The sequence below is a fragment of the Haloglomus litoreum genome (assembly GCF_029338515.1).
Taxonomy (GTDB): domain Archaea; phylum Halobacteriota; class Halobacteria; order Halobacteriales; family Haloarculaceae; genus Haloglomus; species Haloglomus litoreum.
Genome location: NZ_CP119988.1, coordinates 24,595 through 44,300, shown reverse-complemented (window position 1 = coordinate 44,300; position 19,706 = coordinate 24,595). Strand labels below are relative to the sequence as shown.

The 19,706-nt window shown below is 69.0% G+C and carries 18 protein-coding genes; 4 read left to right on the top strand and 14 right to left on the bottom strand.

The window, feature by feature from the left end; translation table 11 throughout:
* Positions 1–3: 3 nt before the first annotated feature.
* Together glyS and P2T62_RS00205 are read right to left on the bottom strand one after the other, a co-directional pair.
* Positions 4–1,800: a glycine--tRNA ligase gene (glyS, locus tag P2T62_RS00210; RefSeq protein ID WP_276259471.1), complete on the bottom strand. Its 1,797-nt coding sequence runs from the start codon at positions 1,798–1,800 to the stop codon at positions 4–6.
* Positions 1,793–2,656: a CBS domain-containing protein gene (locus P2T62_RS00205; protein WP_276259470.1), complete on the bottom strand. Its 864-nt coding sequence runs from the start codon at positions 2,654–2,656 to the stop codon at positions 1,793–1,795. Before P2T62_RS00205 ends, glyS begins: the two co-directional genes overlap by 8 nt.
* Before the next feature lie 297 nt (positions 2,657–2,953).
* Between P2T62_RS00205 and P2T62_RS00200 the strand changes: the two genes are divergently transcribed.
* A complete protein-coding gene (locus P2T62_RS00200) occupies positions 2,954–3,595 on the top strand; it encodes a protein sorting system archaetidylserine decarboxylase (RefSeq protein ID WP_276259469.1) in 642 nt (213 codons plus the stop codon).
* Positions 3,596–3,699: 104 nt separating this feature from the next.
* Here the strand turns inward: P2T62_RS00200 and P2T62_RS00195 are convergent, their stop codons facing one another.
* From P2T62_RS00195 to P2T62_RS00165, 7 genes are all read right to left on the bottom strand, one after another.
* Positions 3,700–4,089, bottom strand: coding sequence for a hypothetical protein (locus P2T62_RS00195; RefSeq protein WP_276259468.1), 390 nt, complete (start codon positions 4,087–4,089; stop codon positions 3,700–3,702).
* Between the two features lie 271 nt (positions 4,090–4,360).
* Positions 4,361–5,125, bottom strand: coding sequence for a hypothetical protein (locus P2T62_RS00190; RefSeq protein ID WP_276259467.1), 765 nt, complete (start codon positions 5,123–5,125; stop codon positions 4,361–4,363).
* 8 nt (positions 5,126–5,133) lie between these two features.
* On the bottom strand, positions 5,134–5,877 hold the full coding sequence (locus tag P2T62_RS00185) for a DNA polymerase sliding clamp (RefSeq protein ID WP_276259466.1): 744 nt from the start codon (positions 5,875–5,877) through the stop codon (positions 5,134–5,136).
* A gap of 121 nt (positions 5,878–5,998) precedes the next feature.
* Positions 5,999–7,159 carry a sensor histidine kinase gene (locus P2T62_RS00180; protein WP_276259465.1) on the bottom strand — a complete coding sequence of 387 codons (1,161 nt, stop codon included), beginning with the start codon at positions 7,157–7,159 and terminating at the stop codon, positions 5,999–6,001.
* A gap of 2 nt (positions 7,160–7,161) precedes the next feature.
* On the bottom strand, positions 7,162–7,608 hold the full coding sequence (locus P2T62_RS00175) for a response regulator (RefSeq protein ID WP_276259464.1): 447 nt from the start codon (positions 7,606–7,608) through the stop codon (positions 7,162–7,164).
* The gene (locus tag P2T62_RS00170) at positions 7,605–9,164 is read right to left on the bottom strand and encodes a sensor histidine kinase (RefSeq protein WP_276259463.1); all 1,560 of its coding nucleotides are present in this window, start codon (positions 9,162–9,164) and stop codon (positions 7,605–7,607) included. The genes P2T62_RS00175 and P2T62_RS00170 overlap by 4 nt, the downstream gene beginning before the upstream one ends.
* A gap of 84 nt (positions 9,165–9,248) precedes the next feature.
* The gene (locus tag P2T62_RS00165) at positions 9,249–9,692 is read right to left on the bottom strand and encodes a VOC family protein (RefSeq protein ID WP_276259462.1); all 444 of its coding nucleotides are present in this window, start codon (positions 9,690–9,692) and stop codon (positions 9,249–9,251) included.
* Between the two features lie 147 nt (positions 9,693–9,839).
* On the opposite strand from P2T62_RS00165, the gene P2T62_RS00160 reads away from it, so the two are divergent.
* Positions 9,840–10,655 (top strand): 23S rRNA (uridine(2552)-2'-O)-methyltransferase, encoded by an 816-nt coding sequence (locus P2T62_RS00160; protein WP_276259461.1) that lies wholly within the window; start codon positions 9,840–9,842, stop codon positions 10,653–10,655.
* Positions 10,656–10,664: 9 nt separating this feature from the next.
* Here the strand turns inward: P2T62_RS00160 and P2T62_RS00155 are convergent, their stop codons facing one another.
* From P2T62_RS00155 to P2T62_RS00135, 5 genes are all read right to left on the bottom strand, one after another.
* Positions 10,665–10,841 (bottom strand): ribbon-helix-helix domain-containing protein, encoded by a 177-nt coding sequence (locus P2T62_RS00155; RefSeq protein WP_276259460.1) that lies wholly within the window; start codon positions 10,839–10,841, stop codon positions 10,665–10,667.
* A 61-nt stretch (positions 10,842–10,902) separates the two neighbouring features.
* Positions 10,903–11,559: a potassium channel family protein gene (locus tag P2T62_RS00150; RefSeq protein WP_276259459.1), complete on the bottom strand. Its 657-nt coding sequence runs from the start codon at positions 11,557–11,559 to the stop codon at positions 10,903–10,905.
* 32 nt (positions 11,560–11,591) lie between these two features.
* The gene (locus P2T62_RS00145; protein WP_276259458.1) at positions 11,592–13,004 is read right to left on the bottom strand and encodes an APC family permease; all 1,413 of its coding nucleotides are present in this window, start codon (positions 13,002–13,004) and stop codon (positions 11,592–11,594) included.
* A 200-nt stretch (positions 13,005–13,204) separates the two neighbouring features.
* Positions 13,205–15,556, bottom strand: a complete 2,352-nt coding sequence (locus tag P2T62_RS00140; RefSeq protein WP_276259457.1) for a twin-arginine translocase subunit TatC — start codon at positions 15,554–15,556, stop codon at positions 13,205–13,207.
* 97 nt (positions 15,557–15,653) lie between these two features.
* A complete protein-coding gene (locus tag P2T62_RS00135) occupies positions 15,654–16,016 on the bottom strand; it encodes a hypothetical protein (protein WP_276259456.1) in 363 nt (120 codons plus the stop codon).
* A 397-nt stretch (positions 16,017–16,413) separates the two neighbouring features.
* Between P2T62_RS00135 and pheS the strand changes: the two genes are divergently transcribed.
* Positions 16,414–17,934 (top strand): phenylalanine--tRNA ligase subunit alpha, encoded by a 1,521-nt coding sequence (gene pheS, locus P2T62_RS00130; RefSeq protein WP_276259455.1) that lies wholly within the window; start codon positions 16,414–16,416, stop codon positions 17,932–17,934.
* Positions 17,934–19,706: a phenylalanine--tRNA ligase subunit beta gene (gene pheT, locus P2T62_RS00125; protein WP_276259454.1), complete on the top strand. Its 1,773-nt coding sequence runs from the start codon at positions 17,934–17,936 to the stop codon at positions 19,704–19,706. The genes pheS and pheT overlap by 1 nt, the downstream gene beginning before the upstream one ends.

Genomic DNA, 19,706 nt, shown 5'->3' with positions numbered 1-19,706 from the left:
GGCCTACAGCTCGGTGATATCGGTGCTCCCGGTTCGGAGGGCGGCCAGGGTCACGGGCAGGTCGTCGATGTCGACGCGGGCCTGCTCGGTCGAGTCGCGCTCGCGGACCGTGACGGTGTCGTCCTCCAGCGACTCGTAGTCGACCGTGACGCAGTACGGCGTGCCGACCTCGTCCTGCCGGCGGTAGCGCCGACCGATGTTGCCGGAGTCGTCGTAGGCGACGGCGAAGCCGGCCCGCCGCAGGTCCGCCTCGACCTCGCGGGCACGCTCGCCGAGCCCGTCCTTGTCCATCAGCGGGAAGACGCCGACGGTGGTCGGCGCCACCTCGGGCGGCAGGTCGAGGAACGCGCGCTCCTCGCCGTCCACGAGGTCGCGGTCGTACGCGTGCGTGAGGACGGTGTAGACGATGCGACCGATACCGAACGACGGCTCGACGACGTGGGGTGTGATGTGCTCGCCCGACTCCGTGACCTCCTCGCGGGCGAAGTTGGTGTGCTCGACGTCGACCTCGTAGGACTCGCCGTCGACCTCCACGGTGACGGTCTCGCCGTCGAAGGCCTCGGGGTCGCGCTCGACGAGGTCGTTGAGCGCGTCCTGCACGGCGCCGGCGTCGCCGCCGAACTCCGGGCCGAGGACGGACATGTCGGGGTCGACGGTCGCGCGCTCGACGGTCTTCGGTTCGTCGTACTGCTTGAACAGCGTGAAGTCCTCGTCGGAGTGGGCGCCGTGCTTCGAGAGGTCGTAGTCCGAGCGGTAGGCGAATCCCGTGATCTCCACCCAGTCGCCGCCGAGTTCGGCCTCGGCGTCCCAGCAGTCCGCGGCGTAGTGGGCGAGTTCGCCGGAGAGGTGCTGGCGGTACCTGAATCGGTCCATGTCGACGCCGACGCGCTCGTACCAGTCCTGCGAGAGGCCCAGGTAGTAGGCCACCCAGTCCGAAGCGACGATGTTCTCGTCGACGGCCTCCCGGACCGTGCACTCGACGTAGTCGCCGTCCTCGGCCTCCTGCTCGTCGGCGGGATACAGCGTCAGTTCGACGTCCGCGACGCGTTCGAGCGGCGGCTCGTCCTCGTCGGGGTCGACGAAGTGCTCCAGTTCGGCCTGCGTGAACTCCCGGACCCGCACGAGGGCGCGGCGCGGGGAGATCTCGTTGCGCCACGCGGTACCGACCTGTGCGACGCCGAACGGGAGCTGGTTGCGGGCGTACTGTTTGAGCTGCGGGAACTCCACGAAGATGCCCTGGGCGGTCTCCGGGCGGAGGTAGCCCGGCTTCGAGCTCCCGGGGCCGATGTTCGTCTCGAACATCAGGTTGAAATCCTCGACCGGCACGTCGGTCAGCGACGCGCCACACGTGGTGCAGTCGAGGTCGTACTCCGCGATGAGCTCCTCGATCTCGGGGATCGGCAGGGACTCGGCCTCCTCGATGCCGGTGGCGTCCTCGACGAGGTGGTCGGCCCGGTGGTTGGTGCCACACTCGGGGCACTCGATGATCATGTCGTCGAAGCCGTCGAGGTGGCCCGACGCCTCGAAGACGGGCTCGGGCATCACGTCCGGCGCAGCGATCTCCATGTGGCCCTCCTGGGTCACGAACAGGTCGCGCCAGGCGTCCTCGACGTTGCGCTTGAGCGCGGCGCCCTCCGGACCGTACGTGTAGAAGCCGGCGACGCCGCCGTACGCACGGGAGGCGGGGAAGAAGAAGCCCCGCCGCTTCGCCAGTTCGGCGACCGTCTCCAGCTCCTCGTCGGCCGGGACCGGCTCGATATCGCCGCCGTCCGAGCGGGACGCGTCCTCGCCCTCACTCATCCTCGATCACCGCCGCGAGCAGGTCCACGTCCCGGAGGATGCCGACCATGTCGTCGGCCGTCATCAGCGGGAGCTGTTCGATGTCGTTGGAGATGAGCAGCTGGGCGGCGTCCTGGGCGGTCCGCTTGCGCGTGACCGTCACGAGGTCCGGGCTCATGAACTGGTGGGCGGGCTCGGCGGGAATCTCGACGTTCCGGGTCGGCATGTAGCGGTTGCCGGTCGCCTTGATGCCCTCCCACTTCCAGTCGTCGTCCTCGTCGGCGATGGACTCGCCCGTGTCGTCCTCGCCCTCCTCGACGCGGGCGACCTCGATGATGTCGACCTCCGTCAGCATCCCCTCCGGCTCGCCCTCGTCGTCGAGGACGACCGCGTAGGGCACGTCGGCGTAGTCGAGTTCCGCCTGCGCGACCGGGAGCGGCGTCTCGCGGTAGATGGTGTTGATCGTGGGCGTCGCCAGCGGGCCGACCTCGACGTCCGTGCCGGCGATCTCGCCGTTGGCCAGCGCACGGATCACGTCGGTCACGGTGACGATGCCGGCGAGGTGTTCGTCGTCGACCACGGGGACGCGGTTGTGACCGGTCTCGCGGACGAGTCGCGCCACGTCGGCCAGGGAGGCATCGCTCGTCACGGTCGGGACCGCCTCGACCAGCAGCGCGAGCTGGTCCTCGTCGGGCTGTTCGATGAGCGCCTCGCGGGTGACGAGGCCGCGGAACTCCTCGCCGTCGTCGGTCTCCTTCACGACCGGAATCGAGGAGAAGGCGCCGCCCTGCAGGTATTCGAGGGCGTCCTCACGGGTACCGGGGATGGACACCGTCACCACCTCCTCGCGGGGCGTCATGGCGTCTGCGACGTTCATACGGGGCGCACACGGGCCGCGTACTAAGGCCTTGCAGTATCCCGACAGCGACCCACACGACCGCCGCGTGACCCCCGGGCGAGGACCTCCCGGACCCGGTCGCCCCCCGTTTCGAGTCCAGATTCCGACCCGTCCGGTCGATCGTGACATCGACAACGGCAGGTACCACCCCGGTAGCCCCGATTCGACGGCTACCGTGTCATAATTTCACGTCCGGACCTGCCACCTCCACCGGAAGCGGAGGGGTTCGCGGTCGCGGTCGGAACGGTGATGTGGCCGAGGGCCGCAGCGTCGTCCATGCGAATCGCACCGGGAGCCGTCCGCTACGCCGTCGCCGCCGCGCTCGCGGGGCTCGCGACCGCGCGCCGACTGGGACGGCGCGCCGCCGTCGCGCTGGCGCTCCTGCTCGCGGGGGCCGTCCTCGCGTTCCACCGCGACCCCGAACGGACACCGCCCGATGACGGGGCCGTCGCGCCCGCCGACGGCGTCGTCTCCGTCGTCCGCACCGAGGAACACGACGGCGACGCCCGCGTCCGCGTGGGCATCTACATGAACGCCGCGAACGTCCACGTCAACCGCGCGCCGCTCCCGGGGACCGTGGCGTCCATCGAGCACATCGACGGCGGGCACCGCCTCGCGTTCTCGAAGGACTCCGAGCACAACGAACGCGTCCACGTCGATATCGCCCGCGAGGCGGACACGGACGAGGCCACGGACGACGGTGACTACCGGGTGACGCTCATCGCCGGCGCCTTCGCTCGCCGCATCCACCCGTACGTCGAGGCCGGCCAGCCGCTGGCGCGCGGCGAGCGCATCGGCCACATCTCCTTCGGGTCGCGGGCCGACGTGCTGCTGCCGGCGGGCGTGACCGAGGACGAGGTGCTGGTCGAGGCGGGGGAGACGACGCGGGCCGGGGAGACACGAATCGCGGATGTCTGATCCGCTGCGGCCGACTCGTGACGGGAATCGGGCATGTGCGTCGTGACCGGCTCAGAGGATGGGTTCAGCACGGACGAAGCCCATTTCCCGTCGCTTTCTTCGGGCTACCAATGCTGTCCGATGAGATACCCGAGTACTCCGACAGGGACAGCCACGGCGAGCGCCAGCGCGGCTCCATAGAGGACACCCGGATTCGGGTGTCCGATACCGAGTACGATGTCGAACTCGCGCTCGGCGGCCACCGGGAGAAACACAACGAGAACCGACAGTAAGACACCGCCACCGGCCTTGCTGGCCATGACCGCCAGCGCACCTGTCACGCCCAGTAACAGAACGACAGCCAACCACGATGTGAACAGGAGGGCCGGGCCACCGACTGCGTAGCCGACAGACCTGAGAACGATTACTCCAACACCCACGCCGCCGCTCAGGAGAAGGTAGCGTAGCGGCCCCTCCATCTCACCTCCGAGGCCGATACTGGTTGAGGTGGCCATAATCTCCACATCCCCGTCTGTCGGTAAGTGTCTGGGGGCAACTGGCTACTGACCGACTCGCGCTATGGGTTCAGCATTGCCCCATAGATATTCTCCGTCGATAACAGGATATGTGATTGCTCCCACAGTCACTCCGCTCGCTATTCCACCCACCCCTAAGCATCTAAATAGAAGAGAGTTTAGAATGTCAAATGAGATAATACTCCGCCAATTCTGCATATATATCAGATATATACAATATATCTGATTATTTCGGCGGAGAGACGGCGGCTTAGTCCTCTACTTCGATGGTCTGCGTCGCATGTTCCTCGTACGCTTGCCGCTTCAGGTCGTGGTACTGCTCGCGAGAGTCGAGCGCCCACTTGTACTCGAAGCCGGGGAGCGGGTCGCCCATCCACTCGACCAGTTCCTCCGTCTCGTCGCAGGTGAACCGGAGTTCGTGACGCCTGTACAGCGGGGAGAAACCCGCGTCCTCGAACAGCCCGGTTAGAAACTCGGCACGCTTCTCCTCGTTACGGGCCTTGATTTCGATTCTGGGACGGCCGTGCTGCCCGACATCGAGATAGCCGTCACAGAGGTACCAGAGCTTGGCCCGAAGCGGCGTCAGTTCGAGATCGTCCGGGAACCGCTTGTCGCCATCCGGGTACCAGCGTTCCCGCAGGTCCTCGAAGTACGGATGTGTGCGCGTCCAGATGGTGTACATGTCGTGGTACCGCTCCTCCTTCGCGTTCGGACTGAACCCGCTCTCACGGTTGTTGCTAGCGAGTTCCGCAGCGGTCTTCTTCAGCGAGACACCCGTCGTGAGGATACCGAGACGCTCGTCGATCCACTCCAGAAACCGGCGGTTGATCATCGGGAGGTGGAGTAGAGCACTATTGCCGCCGCTCTGTTTCGGTATCGATCCATCGCCCATCAGCAACCCCTCGAAGACGGCCTCCTGAATCGGAGATATCTCTGGATACGGACAGGTACCGTGTGACCAGTGAAGCCCTGGCTTGTCGAACTCCTCACCGCAAGACGGACAAATCCCGCTCATCCTCCGGTTCAGTCGCTCTGGATGCGCGGCGCGAGCATGTAAGTAATTTTACCCTTCCCTTCCGCGATATCGAAGTGCATCTTGACGGGGAACTCCTCACCCAGTTCCATCCGGACCTCGGCGTCGCTGGGGATGGCCTTGTTCATGTCCTTGAGGTAGTCCAGCGAGAACAGCGAGCGGGCCTCGCCGGCCTCCAGGTCGATGAGGTCCTCGCGGGTCAGGGTGAGGTGGACGTCGTCGGTGTCGCCCTCGGCCTCGACGTAGAAGACGTCCTCGTCGACGTCGACCCCGAGCGCGATGTGGTCGGAGACCATGTCGGCGGCCTTGACCGCGCGGTCGATGTCCTTGCCCTCGACGACGATCTCGGCGGGGAGGTCCAGGTCCGGGAGGTCGGGCTCCTGGCGGATGGAGTCGGGGTCGATGAGCGCGAGCGTCCCCTCCAGGCCCTCGATCTGGATGTGGAGCTTGCGGGTCTCCTCGTCGAGTTCGAGCTGCACCAGTTGCCCGGAGTCCGCCATCCCCACGAACTCCTCCAGGCGTGCGAGGTTGACGCCGATGACGCCGCCGTCGGTCTCGTAGGACTCGAAGGCGTCGGCGTCCAGCGTGAGGTCCACCATCCCCACGTTCGCCGGGTCCACCGCGCGGATGGCCAGTCCGTCCTCGTTGAGGTTGATCTTGCACTCGTCGACGAGCACGCTGACGGAGTCCAGTGCGGACTCCAGCGTGTCCGCGTTCACGATGGCCTTGAACATGCGGCCGGGTTCGGCGTCCCCCGATAAAAAGTCACCCCTACGCGTGCGCGGGCGCGAATCGGAGAACCCCGGCACTCGGTTCCGACGGCGGGCGGGACACCCCGGGGCGGTGGGGTGGCAGTCAGTTCCGACCGATGCCCGCGGCGTTCCGTCGGAGCTCCGTCAGCGTGTTCGAGAGCCCGGCGATCTCGAAGCGAGCGCCGCCGGAGGCGCTCTCGAGCGCACGCACCTCCCAGCCGTGGTCCTCGGCGACGTTGCGGACGATGGTGAGGCCGAAGCGCGGGTCGGCCCCGCCGGTCGAGCCGTGCTCGAACAGGTCGCCGCGCTCCTCGGGCGGGATGCCCGGGCCGTCGTCGGCCAGGAAGAAGCCGTCGTCGGAGGGCAGCGAGCCGACCTCGACGGTCACGTCGTCGCCGGCGTGCTCGATGGCGTTGCGGAACAGCTGGTCGAACAGCGAGCGGATGCGGTCCGGGTTCGCCGCGACCGTCGGCAGGGTGTCGGACAGCTTCAGCGTTGCCTCGGCGGTGCTGACCGACGCCCAGCTCTCGCGTACCGTCGTGTCCAGGTCGACCGGGGCGACCCCCTCGGCGGTGCTCAACGAGGTGAGCTGGTGGAGCTTGTCGACCAGGGTGTCGATGCGGTCGAGGGCGTCGTCGACCTCCTCCAGCGCCGCTCCGGGCTCGGTCGCGCCGTCGCGTGCGAGCTGGATGTACCCCGTCGCGATGCTCAGCGGGTTCCGGAGCTCGTGGGAGATGAGCTCGGCGAACTCCCCGAGCCGCTCTGTCCGGAGCTCGAGCTGTTTCTCGCGGGCCTTCCGCTCGACCGCGTACCGGATGGCACGCGCCAGCATCGGCCCCTCGATGTGCTCGTTCTTGTTGAGGTAGTCCTGGGCCCCCGCACGGATGGCCTCGACGGCGACCTCGCGGTTCTGGAGCCCGGTCAGCACGACCACCGGGACGCCGGGGAAGTCCTCCAGCACGCGCTCCAGGGTCTCGATGCCGGTGCTCTCCGGGAGCCCGAGGTCCAGCAGCACGACGTCGAACCGCTCGGACTCGAGGCGTTCGAGCGCCGCGGTCAGTCGCTCGACGTGCGTGAGCGACAGGTCCGTCCCGAGTTCCCCCCCGGGCGCCCGGTCCAGATGCGTCTCGATGAGGTTCGCGTCGGCGGGGTTGTCCTCCACCAGCAGCACCTGGAGCGGCCGGTCGCCGAAGCCGAGCGCCTCGTCCTGGTCCACGTCGGGAGCGGGCGAGTCCCCCGGCCCCCGGTTCGTCCCCCCACTCATGGTCAGTCAGGGGGGAACTCGACGACGGAGATCCAGAACCCCTCGACCCGGCCCACGACGTCCAGGAACCCCTGGAAGTCGACCGGCTTCGTGAGGTAGGCGTTCGCGTGCTCGTTGTACGTCCTGATCATGTCCTCCTCGGCGTCGGAGGAGGTGAGGATGACCACCGGGATGCGCTTGAGCTCCTCGTCGTGCTTGATGTCGGCCAGCACGTCCTCCCCGCTCTTGCGCGGGAGGTTCAGGTCCAGCAGCACCATATCCGGCCGCTCGGAGTCGGCGTACTCGCCCTCCTGCCGGAGGTACTCCATGGCCGACACGCCGTCGTTGACGACGTGGAGGTTGTTGACGAGCCCGGCGTCCTCGAACGCCTTCCGGGTGAGCCGGACGTCGCCGGGGTTGTCCTCCACCAGCAGGATCTCGATCGGATTGCCCCGCTCGCCGGGCGTCACGCGGCGACACCCCCGTTGCCGGCGGGCTCCTTCGCGAGGGTGAACCGGAAGGTCGTCCCCTCCCCGGCCTCGGACTCGACCCAGATGCGCCCGCCGTGGTTCTCGACGACCCGCTTGCAGATGGCCAGCCCGATGCCGCTGCCGCCCTCCTCGGTCCCGGCTCCCCGCATGAAGATGTCGAAGATGCGGTCCTGCTCCTCCTCGGGGATGCCGACACCCTCGTCCGCGACGGCGAACTCCCAGTGGTCGTCGTGTTCGGTCGCGCCGACGTGGACCCGCGGGGGGTCGTCGCCGGCGTAGCTGATGGCGTTGTCGAGCAGGTTCTGGAACAGCTGCCGGAGCTGGTGGGCGTCGACGGCCATCGTCGGGAGGTCGTCGTGCGTGATGGTGGCGTCTGCCTCCTCGATGGCCAGCGCGAGGTTGTCCCGGGCCTCGTTCAGCACCGCCTCGACCGGACGGACCTCGAACTCCTCCTCCCGGGTCTGGACCCGCGAGAACGCCAGCAGGTCGTCGATCATCTCGCGCATCCGGTCGGCCCCGTCGACGGCGTACTCGATGTACTCGTGGGCCTCCTCGTCGAGCGCGTCCTCGTACTCCAGCTCCAGCAGGTCGAGGTAGCTGGAGATCATCCGGAGCGGCTCCTGCAGGTCGTGCGAGGCGACGTAGGCGAACTGCTCCAGCTCGGCGTTCGTCCGCTCGAGCCGGTCGACCGTGCGCTCTAACTCCTCGGTCTTCTCGGCCAGCTCGTGCTCGCGTTCCTTCAGCTCCGTGATGTCCCGCCCCTCGGGGATGAGCAGGGTCACGTCCCCGTACTCGTCGGTGAACGGCTTGAGCGAGAAGTCGATGGGGACGGTGTCGGCGTCGCCCGCGCTGTTGATCTCCATCTCGAACCGGACGAACTCCCCCTCGCGGGCCCGGTCGACCGCATCCCGGACCCGGTCACGGTTGTCGTCGGTGATCCAGGGTGCCTCCGCGAGGTGGACGCCGACGACCTCCTCGCGCTCGGCACCGACGAACTGGAGCGCGGTCTCGTTGGCCTCGATGAGCGTGCCGTCGGGCTCCATCAGGCCCGTGAACTGGTAGGTGTGGTTGAAGACGGCGTCGAACCGGCGCTCGCGCTCCTTGCGCTCGGTGATGTTCTCGAAGGCCAGGACGATGTGCTCGACCGCGCCGTCGTCGTCCAGCAGGGGCGTCCCGCTGATGGAGAGCCAGATGGCGTCCCCGGTCGGCATGTCGATGCGGTAGACCCGGTTCTGAACCGACTCCCCCGTCTCCAGGATGTCGGTGGTGATGCCCTCGTCCGCGCCGACCGGCTCGCCGTCCTCGTCGACGGCCGAGAGCGACGAGTCGTCCGTGCTCAGACCGAGGAGTTCGTCCTCCGAGAGTCCCAGTTCCTGCTTCGCCCGGTCGTTGGCGAGGACCACCTTCCGGTCGGAATCGAGGATGGCGATGGGGACGGGACTGATCTCGAGGATCCCCTCCCGGAGCTCCCCCTCGGGGGGGAGCAGCTCCCCGACCGCGGCTTCCTCCCCACCTGTGCGTGTGTCGTTCCCCACAGTACTGGTGAACTGTGTGCACACGTACCTAAGTGTTGGCGGTGGCAGGGGGGCGACGGCCGCGACCCCGGAGGGGCCGCCCTCTCACGCCAGATCGGCGGCCACCACGTCGTGGTCGTTCGTCGTCAGTTCGAGCCAGTTGCCGTCGGGGTCGGTGAAGTACAGCGAGTACGAGAGGCCGTGGTCGACGGCGTCGGCCCTCGTGACCGCGTCGCCGTGACGGTCGGTCAGGCCGAGGCCGTCCAGGTCGTCGAGGAACGACAGGAACCCGTCACCGTCGATACCGAAGGCGACACGGTGTGGACTCACGTCCCCGCCGCGGCTGGCCGTCTTGCGCTCGAACAGCGCCAGTTTCGTCGTGTCGTCGACCGACAGCATCAGCGGCCCCTGCCCCGTCTCCCACCACTCCGCGAACGCCGACGCCCGCGTGACCCCCAGCACGCGCTCGTACCAGTCGGCGGCCGCCTCCGCGTCGCTGACGAACAGTTCCACGTGGTCCACGCCCGAGACCGCGGGCTCGTCTGTCATGGGCCACCGTACGGAGGGGGTGACTACAAGCCTGTGGCGCGGCGCCCTATCCGATGTCCATTTCCGCGTCGACGCCGTTCCCCCGCCAATGACCACGCGTTCGTCGCGATACGCCGGAGAGACGGCCACGAGCACAGCGGGGGAGCCATGACGGGCAAGGACGAGTACTACAACCGCGCCAAGCAGGAGGGCTATCGCTCCCGAGCGGCGTACAAGCTCCAGCAGCTCGACGAGGAGGCCGGCCTCCTCTCGCAGGGGGACATCGTCGTCGACCTCGGGGCGGCGCCGGGCGGCTGGCTGCAGGTCGCCGCCCAGCGCGTCGGTGCGAGCGGCAAGGTCGTCGGCGTCGACCTCCAGAACGTCCGGAACCTCTCGGAGGACGAGGCCGGCAGCGGCGACGGCGCCGCCCACGTCGAGACCGTCCGCGGGGACATGACCGAGGCCGACACCCGCGAGCGGGTGGGGGAGCTGGTCGGCGAGGGTGGCGCCGACATCGTCCTCTCGGACATGGCGCCGAACATGAGCGGGGAGTACGACCTCGACCACGCCCGGTCGGTCCATCTCGCGCGGCAGGCGTTCGAGACGGCGCTGACGGTGCTGCCGGCGGGCGGCGACCTCGTGGTGAAGGTGTTCGACGGGCGCGACCTCGACGACCTCAAGCAGGACATCGACGCGGAGTTCGAGTACGTCCGCGAGGTCCGCCCGCCCGCCTCCCGCGATGCGTCCTCCGAGCTCTACCTCGTGGCGAAGAACCGCATCACGGCGCCGGTTCGGGCCGGCGACGAGGTCGTCGTCGAGGTGAGCGACGAGGGCGCGGAGGGCGACGGGATCGCCCGCATCGAGGGGTTCACGCTGTTCGTCCCCGGGACCGCGGTGGGCGACGAGGTGCGGGTGCGCGTCGAGGAGGTGAAGCCGCGGTTCGGCTTCGCCGAGGTCACCGAGCGCGACCCCGACGAGGAGTAGGGCGACCGGTCACTCCTCCTCGTCGAGCCGCCCGTGCCGGGCGTCGATCTCGTCCAGCACGTCCAGCGTCTTCCGCACGGAGGCGCGGATGGCGTCGCTCCGGTTGACGAACTTCCCGTCGTCGCCGACGTGCTCGTCCAAGTCATCGAGCAGTTCCTGGGGCATCTCGACGGATATCTTGGGCATACATGGCCGTTCGCGGAGGAGCGGCAAAAAGCGTGCCCGATGGTGGGCGGGGCGGCGGGCGTCACCCCCGCAGGAGGTTCATGATCTCGTCGGCCACGTCGGCCTCCATCGCGACGAGGTAGCGGACACCCGGTTCGAGCACCGTGTCGGGGCCGCCGATCCGGCCGCCCGCGGCGTCGGCGATGATGAGGCTCCCCCGCGGGAACGACACCTCCTGCAGGCTCCGACCCGCGGCGGGGGCCGCCTCGGTCACCTCGACCTCGACGATCTCCAGGCCGAGCTCGCCGCCGATCTCCTCGATGGCGCGGACGCCGGCGCCGGTGATCTCGTTGGCCGCCGCGCGGGCGCCGAACGCCTCCGGGAAGACGGTGCCGTCGACGAAGGCGTCGTACTCCTCGCCGGGCGGCGCCGAGGTCCGCAGGACGGTCCGGACGGTGGCCATGCGCTGGGCGGCCATGCAGACCGCGAAGTTCGAGGCCTCGTCGTCGGTGAGCGCCGCGACCACGTCGCTGCGCTCCAGGTTCGCCTGTGCGAGGACGCTCGGCCGGGCGGCATCCCCCTCGATGACGGTGCCGACGTAGGCGTCGCTGAGGTAGTCCGCCCGCGACGGGTCGGGTTCGATGATGGTCACGTTGTGCCCGCGGTCGTCCAGGACGCGCGCGGCGCCGAGACCGACCTCGCCGCCACCCGCGATGATGATGTGGAGTGTCTCTGTCATGGTGTGGTGTGTCTCGTGTGGTCGGGGGCCGGTCAGTCGTCGGGTCGGGCGGGGACGTCGCGTTCGGGGTCGACGTCGGGTTCGACCCCCACGCCGACCTCGGGCGCGGGGGCGGCCGGCTCACCCTTGCGGCGCTGCAGGGCGACGTAGACGGCGCCGCCGACGACGAGCCAGCCGACCGCCAGCGCCCACGTCACCGGGTCGATGAACAGCCCCAGCAGCAGGTTCAGGGCGATGCCCAGTATCGGCGGAACGGGGTAGTAGGGGATCTCGAACGGTCGTCGGAGGTCGGGCTGCTCGCGCCGGAGTTCGATGGCCGCGAGGTTGACGACGACGAACCCCAGCAGCGAGAAGAGGCTCGCCAGGTTCCCCACGATGCGGATGGGGACCACCAGCACCGCGACCAGCATCACGACGGCGCTCGCCAGCACCGCGACGAACGGCGTCCCGAAGCGGTGGTGGAGGCGGCCGAGCGGCCCGGGCAACTGGCGCTCGCGCCCCATCGCGAACGCGACCCGCGAGGAGCCGATGACGACCGCGTTCAGCGCCGACACCGTCGAGAAGACGGCCCCGAACGCGATGAGTCCCGCGCCCGTCCCGACGATGGGGAGCGCCGGCATGAACGCCTCGGCGGCACTCGCGATGGCCGTCTCGCCGGCCGCGGCCAGCGGCCCCGCCCCGAGGACGCCGATGGCGACGAAGACGACAAGCAGGTAGATGACGACGGTGACGCCGAGGCTGAGCATGATGGCCCGCGGGATGTTCTTCTGGGGGTTCTCCACCTCCTCGGTGACGGTCGCGATGAGGTCGTACCCCTGGAAGGCGATGAACGTCAGGCCCATCGCCGGGAGGACCGACACCGCCCCGTTCGGGAAGGTCGGGCTGAACTCCCCAGGGTTCGCCTGGGGGAGCCCGAACCCGACGAACACCAGCAGGATGGCGATCTTCACGAGCGTGATGAGCGTCTCGGCGCCGCCGCTGGCCTCCGTCGAGAGCGCGTTCAGCGCCACGAACAGCGCGATGACCGCGAGCGCATACAGCTCCGGGAACGTCTCCCCGAACGGCACGGTCACGCCGTACAGGTGGACGAACTCCACGAAGTTCGAGGAGAAGCCCAGCGCGTACAGCGCCCCCGCGACCATGTAGGTGAACCAGCGCGTCCAGCCCATCACGAACGAGACCAGCGGCGGGAACGCCTCGCGGACGTAGGCGTACCCGCCGCCGTTGCGGGGGATGGCGGCCGCCAGCTCCGCGTACGACAGCGCCGTGAACGCCGTCACACCCCCATTGAGTGCGAAGGCGATGATGGCCGCCGAGCCTGCCGTCTCGGCGGCCAGGCCCGTCAGGACGAAGATGCCCGCGCCGATCATCGCCCCGACGCCGACCATCGTCGCGTCGAGCAGTCCCAGACTCGCCACGGGCGCGCGCTCGCCTGCCTGGCTCATCGTCCCGTGTCAACAAGCACCACACAAAAATAGCTATGGGTGAGTACTGTCCCGAAAGGATCGATAATCCGCCAAATTGCGAGGATATGGTCGCCGTTCGCACATTGATTCGATTGTTCGCGTTATCTATGTCGAGGGACGGCGAGAGCGGTGGCCACCGGAATCGGAGGATCGACCGAGGAGGATCAGCGCGGGGGGAGTCAGTCGGCGGTCTCCGGCTCGGGCTTCGTCGGCTTCGGGCCCCCCCGTCGGCCGCCCAGCGTGACGACGTACAGCAGGCCCAGCCCCGCGAAGTACGCCAGCAGGACCGGGATGCCGACGATGAACATCGAGAAGACGCTCTTGGGCGTGAACAGTGCGGCGCCGCCGAGGATGAGGACCGTCACCTCGCGCCAGCGCGCCAGCTGCGTGCGGTAGGGGACCAGCCCGCCCCGGTGGAACAGGTACATCGTGACCGGGATGTCGAACAGTAGGCCGACACCGACGGTGGTGAAGAAGACCAGCCAGCCGAAGGAGTTGATCTGGTAGGCGATGACCATGTTCGCGCCGAGCGCGTCGGCGACGAGCCAGGAGATGATGGTGGGCGCGACGTAGAGGAAGCCGACGGCGCTGCCGGCGACGAGGCCGACCGTGATGAGCCCGCCCCACAGCAGCAGGACGTTGCGGTCGCCGGCGGCGAAGCCGCGCTCCTTCAGCGCGGGCCACGCGAAGTACAGCAGGACGGGCAGCGTGGCGACCGCCGCGAAGATGACCGACACCTTGATCTCGAAGATGAGCACCTCCACCGGGTGGAGCGCGACGATGTCGATGGCGCTCGGGTCGACCACCTGCGACGGGACCCGCGAGACGAACTCGTCCTTGAGGTAGCCGATGCCACCCAGGTAGAGCGCGCTGAACGACACCGCGAGGACGGTCATGAACAGCCCGACGATGACGAACGCCTTCGAGGTGAGCGACTCGACGATGAACTGGATGTCGTAGAGGTAGCCGCCGATGTCGTCCTCGTCGGTCTCCTCGGCGGTGAACGCGTTGGCGACGCCCGCCGCCGTGCGGGTGCCGACGCCGGCCTCCTCGTCGTCGGCGTTGACGCCGGCCTGGTTCGGGCCGGGGGCGGCGGACCGGCCGACATCGTTGGCGGCGGCCGCCGTCGCCCCCTTCTCGACGGGGTCGGCCTCGACCAGTTCCTGGGCCTCGTCGAACCGGTCGAGGATGGCCTGGGCCTTGTCCGGGTCGTCCTCGTCCATCGCCTCGCCCGCCAGGGAGACGGCCTCGTCCTCCTCCATGTCGGCGAACGCCTCGATGGGGGCCGCGCGGATGCCCGCCTCGTCGAGTTCCGAGAGGTCGATCTCCCCGGGGGCGCCCGTCGAGGCAGGAGCGGGGCCGCCCTCGCCGGCCGTCGCCGAACGGTTGAGCCCCCGCTCGACCGCCTTCAGCCCACCCTCGGCCGCGATGATCTCGTCGACGGCCGCGACGAGCAGGTACGAGAGCGTCACGAGCGCCGCGCCGAGCGCGACGACGAGGGCGCCGATGCCGAGCGCCACCTCGGGCGAGAGGCCGAACATCGGGTCGACCGACCACGTCGACGGCGGGTTCAAGCGGCTCCGGAACCCGACGTAGCGGTCCAGGCCCGCGGCGGCGGCGTTCACCGACGGGACCAGCGAGTCGGCTGCCCCTGCCAGCAGCGCCCGGTAGCCGAAGTAGGTCCCGGCGAACGCCAGCGCTCCCACGCCCGCGAGGACGTTCCACCGCTCCCGGGCGACGTTCTTCACGCCGAGGCGCTGGCTGGACACCTTCGCCGTGACGACGAATTTCGAGATCTGGAGGCTGATGGCGTACAGCACGACGAGCGGCGTCGCCCACATCAGCTGCGTGAGCGGGTCCGGTGGCGTGAACACCGCCCCGATGGCGTACAGTCCGACGACCGCGTGGCGCCAGTAGTCACGGAACGTCGTGTACGGGACGACCCCCGAGTACGACAGCGCGCTCATCACGAGCGGCAACTGCGCCGCCAGCCCGAACGAGACCGAGAGCAGCATGATGAACTGGGCCCACTTGACGATGGAGTAGGTGGGCGCGAAGCCGGACTGGACGGCGTTCTCGGCGAGGAAGCGGAAGGCGGTGGGGAAGAAGACGGCGTAGCCGTACGCGACGCCGCCACAGAACAGCAGGAAGCTGAAGAAGCCGACGGTGGCGATCTTCCAGCGCGGGATGCCGGTCGGCCAGAGACCTCGCTCCTTCAGGGCGTCCCGCGAGTAGTAGAGCAACAGCGGCAACGCGACGATGATCCCCACGAAGAGCCCGATCTTCACCTGCAGGAGGATGACGTCGAACGGCGTGACCGCGACGATGACGATGTCCTCCTGGACGTTGAGGTCGGCCTTCAGCTGGTCCCAGACGAAGTTCCGGAGGACGTAGATGGTCCCCATGAGCCCGACGAGGAACAGGATGAACACCTTCTGGAGGTGTTTCTGGGCCTGCCGGAGCATCGCGCCCGCCGTCTCACGGCCGCTGTCGATGGCGGCGGCCGTGTCCTCGCCCACGTAGGATGACACTGCCCGTTGGTTGTGTGGACGCGCCTATCAATCTTTCAGATGGGATGGCATCGATAGCGAGAGCGGCGCGACGCTCGACCGGCCCGCAGTCGTGGTGTCAGTCCGTCGGTGCGAACCGGTCGGCTCCGGCGACGACCGACAGGACGAACACCGCTCCGGCGAGGACGAAGGCCCCCGGCGACAGATCCAGCAACAGTCCCCGGTGGACCACCGCGTACACCGCACCGACCGCCGCGTAGCCGGCGAGGAACACCGTCGGCCGGTGGACCCGGCCGGCCAGCAGCGAGCGAGCGCCGACCACGACCGCCAGGCCGCCGGCCCCCCCGACGACCAGGAGGACGAACGCGGCGTACGCGATCCCCGGACCACCCTGCCCGCCCACAGGGGGGTCCGCGACCAGAACGGCGAGCAGTCCCGCCCCGACCACCGCGAGCGCTGCCCCTGGGAGTCGGTCGTCCATGTCCGGGGGGAACGACACGGCCGGGATAGGCCTTGTGTCCCCATCGCGAGGGGTGCCACCCGTCCCACAACACTCAAGTCCCGCTGTCACGCAGGCCGTCGCATGCCAGTCGGACGCTCCGAACGGCGCGTTGCTCGCCCACCGACCACCGCGTCCGACCCGTTCTTCTTCGCCTGACGCGACGGCGGACCCGTCGATCCCTCACCATCTGGAGACGAAACCGAGGGGTCGGCGGCGAAACCGTCGCGGGGGTCCGGAACCGTTAGTTGGCCGGCCGACGCAGGCATCGCTGACGACCAGGCTGGCGCCCGCGTGGCGCCAGCGCGGGCCGTTCCCGACCCGCCCACTCGTGGGAGGCACGGACCCGCACGCTCACGCACACACGAACCACCACAACATGCGACTCCCGGCAATACAGGTCGCGCTGCTCGAGGCCGCCAGCGCGACCGAGACGAAGACGGTCGAATCGCTCGCCGAACAGGCTGACGCCGACACCACCGCGGTCACGAACGCCGCGTTCGAACTCGAGGCCGAGGGGCTCGTCGAGGTCGACGAGTACGCCGCCGAGGAGGTCGAACTCACGGAGGAGGGCGAGCGTTACCGCGAGGCCGGCCTGCCCGAACTCCGCCTGTACCGGGCGGCCGTCGACGCGGGCGCCGAGGACGAGGCGGTCGGCATCGGCCAGCTGGTCGGCGCGAGCGGGCTGGAGGGGCCCGAAGTCGACATCGCGCTCTCGAACTTCGCGCGGAAGGGCTTCGGTGACATCGACGACGGCGCCGTCCGCGTCGACCTCGAGGGCGGCCCGGACGTGGACCCCGACGACGACCCCGAGGCCGGCGCGCTGGACGCCATCGACGACGGGAACGCCGGCTACCTCGACGGGAACGTCCTCGACCGGCTCGTCGACCGCGGCCTCGCGACCCGCCACGAGACCACCGTGCGCTCCGTGACGCTCACCGACGCGGGCGTGACGGCGCTGATGGAGGGCGTCGAGACCGCCGAGACGGTCGGCGCGCTCACGCCCGAGCTGCTGACCTCGGGTGAGTGGGAGGACGTGGAGTTCGCCGAGTACAACGTGGAAGCGGACGCCGAGGCCGAGTACGGCGGCCGCAAGCACGTCCTCCGCCAGACCGCCGACCGCGTCAAGGACGTCCTCGTCGGGATGGGGTTCCAGGAGATGGAGGGCCCCCACGCCGACGCGGAGTTCTGGATCAACGACTGCCTGTTCATGCCCCAGGACCACCCCGCGCGGACCCACTGGGACCAGTTCGCGCTGGACGTGCCGCCGATGCGGGACCTCCCGGCGGACCTCGTCGACCGGGTGGAGTCGGCCCACCGCGAGGGGGTCGGCGAGGACGGCGACGGCTACCACTCGCCGTGGACGGAGGAGGTGGCCCGCGGCGTCGACCTGCGGGGCCACACCACCTCGCTGTCGATGCGCTACCTCTCCGGCGAGCAGGTCGGCGAGCTGGAACCGCCCCAGCGGTGGTTCTCCGTCGAGAAGGTGTACCGCAACGACACGCTCGACCCGACGCACCTGCTGGAGTTCTTCCAGATCGAGGGCTGGGTGATGGCCGAGGACCTCTCCGTGCGTGACCTGATGGGGACGTTCACGGAGTTCTACGAGCAGTTCGGCATCACGGACATCGAGTTCAAGCCCCACTACAACCCGTACACGGAGCCGTCGTTCGAGCTGTTCGGGACGCACCCGAAGACCGGCGAGATCGTCGAGATCGGGAACAGCGGCATCTTCCGCGAGGAAGTGCTCCGCCCGCTCGGCGTCGAGTGCGACGTGATGGCCTGGGGACTGGCGCTGGAGCGACTGCTCATGCTCATGTACGGCTTCGAGGACATCCGCGACGTGCACGGGACGCTCTGTGACCTGGACCTCCTGCGGACCGCGGAGGTGGTGAACTGATGCCCGTCGTCGACGTCGACCCCGACGAACTCCGCCACCTGACCGGCCACGACGAGAAGGACGACGAGGAACTCAAGGAGGACCTGTTCGCGCTCGGCCTCGAGTACGAGGGCGAGACCGAGGACGGACTCATGCAACTGGAGTTCGCGCCCGACCGCCTGGACCGCCTCTCGGTCGAGGGCGTCGCGCGCTCGCTGCGCTACCAGTACGGCGACGACCGCGGGGTCTACCTCCCGAGCACGAACGACGCCGACTGGACCATCGAGGTCGAGGAGTCGGTGCCCGACGAGCGCCCGTACGTCACGGGCGCCATCGTCCGTGGACTGGACATGGACGAGGCCGGGCTGGACTCGCTCATCCAGTTGCAGGAGAAACTGCACGCGACGATGGGCCGCAAGCGCGCGAAGGGCGCCATCGGCGTCCACGACCTGACGATGCTGAAGGGCGGGCCGGCCACGGGGGACGGGGGCGGCCAGAAGTCCATCCGCTACGTCGGTGTCGAACCGGACGGCGATACGTTCGTCCCGCTGGACTCGAACCGGGAGCTGACGCCGGGCGAGGTCCTCACCGAGCACCCTACCGGCGAGACGTACGCCGACCTCGTGGCCGACTACGAGCGGTTCCCGGCCATCTACGACGACGTGGGGCTGTTCTCGTTCCCGCCCGTCATCAACGGGAAGCGGACGGAGGTCGAGCCCGACTCCCGGGACCTGTTCATCGAGATGACGGGGACCGACCAGTGGACCATCGACAAGATGCTCAACATCGTCTGCTACGCGCTCGACGCGCGGGGCGGGCGGGTCGAGCGCGTCGACGTCGAGTACCCCGACCGCACGCTGGACCGCCCGGACCTCTCGGTGTCGCACAAGAGCGTCAGCCACCAGCGCATCGAGTCGCTGCTGGGCATCTCGCTCGACCCCCGGGAGGTCGTCGACCTGATGGAGCGGGCCGGGCTCGACGCGACGGCCGACGTGGACGACCCCGAGGACATCGACCCCGAGGAACTCGTCTACGAGACCGAGGTGCCGCCCTACCGCGTGGACGTGCTCCACCCGCTCGACCTCGTGGACGACGTGGGCCGCGCCTACGGCTTCAACGACCTCGAACCGCGCTACCCCGACGTGGGGACCATCGGCGGCCGCCACGAGCGCTCGCGCGTCGAGGACGCCGCCCGCGACGCCCTCGTGGGCCTGGGCTTCGAGGACATGCTCGACTTCCACATGATCTCGGAGGCGGAGAACTACGAGCGGATGGGACTCGACGTGCCTCCAGTCGAAGGGGAGGGCGACGTGACGCCCGACCCGGACGCCCCCGTCGGTGCCCGGCCCCCCGTGACCATCACGGAGCCGTACAGCGAGGACTACACGATGGTCCGGACGTGGGCGCTCCCGTCGCTGACGATGGTGCTGGAGCGGAACACCCATCGCGCGTACCCGCAGGACCTCGCCGAGATCGGGCTGGCGGCGGCCCGCGACGACGAGAAGAACACGCGCGTCAGCGAACACCGGACCGTCGCCGCGGTGCTCGCCCGGACCGACGCCACCTACGAGGACGCGAAGGGCAAGCTACAGGCACTCTGCCGGGCGTTCGACGTGGACCTAGAGACGCCGCCCACGCAGCACCCGTCGTTCATCGACGGGCGCACCGCGTCGGTCGTCATCGACGGCGAAGAGGTCGGGGTCATCGGTGAACTCCACCCCCGCGTCCTGGTCGAGCACGACCTCGAACTGCCAGTGGCGGGCTTCGAGTTCCGGCTGTCGGCGCTGCGGTAG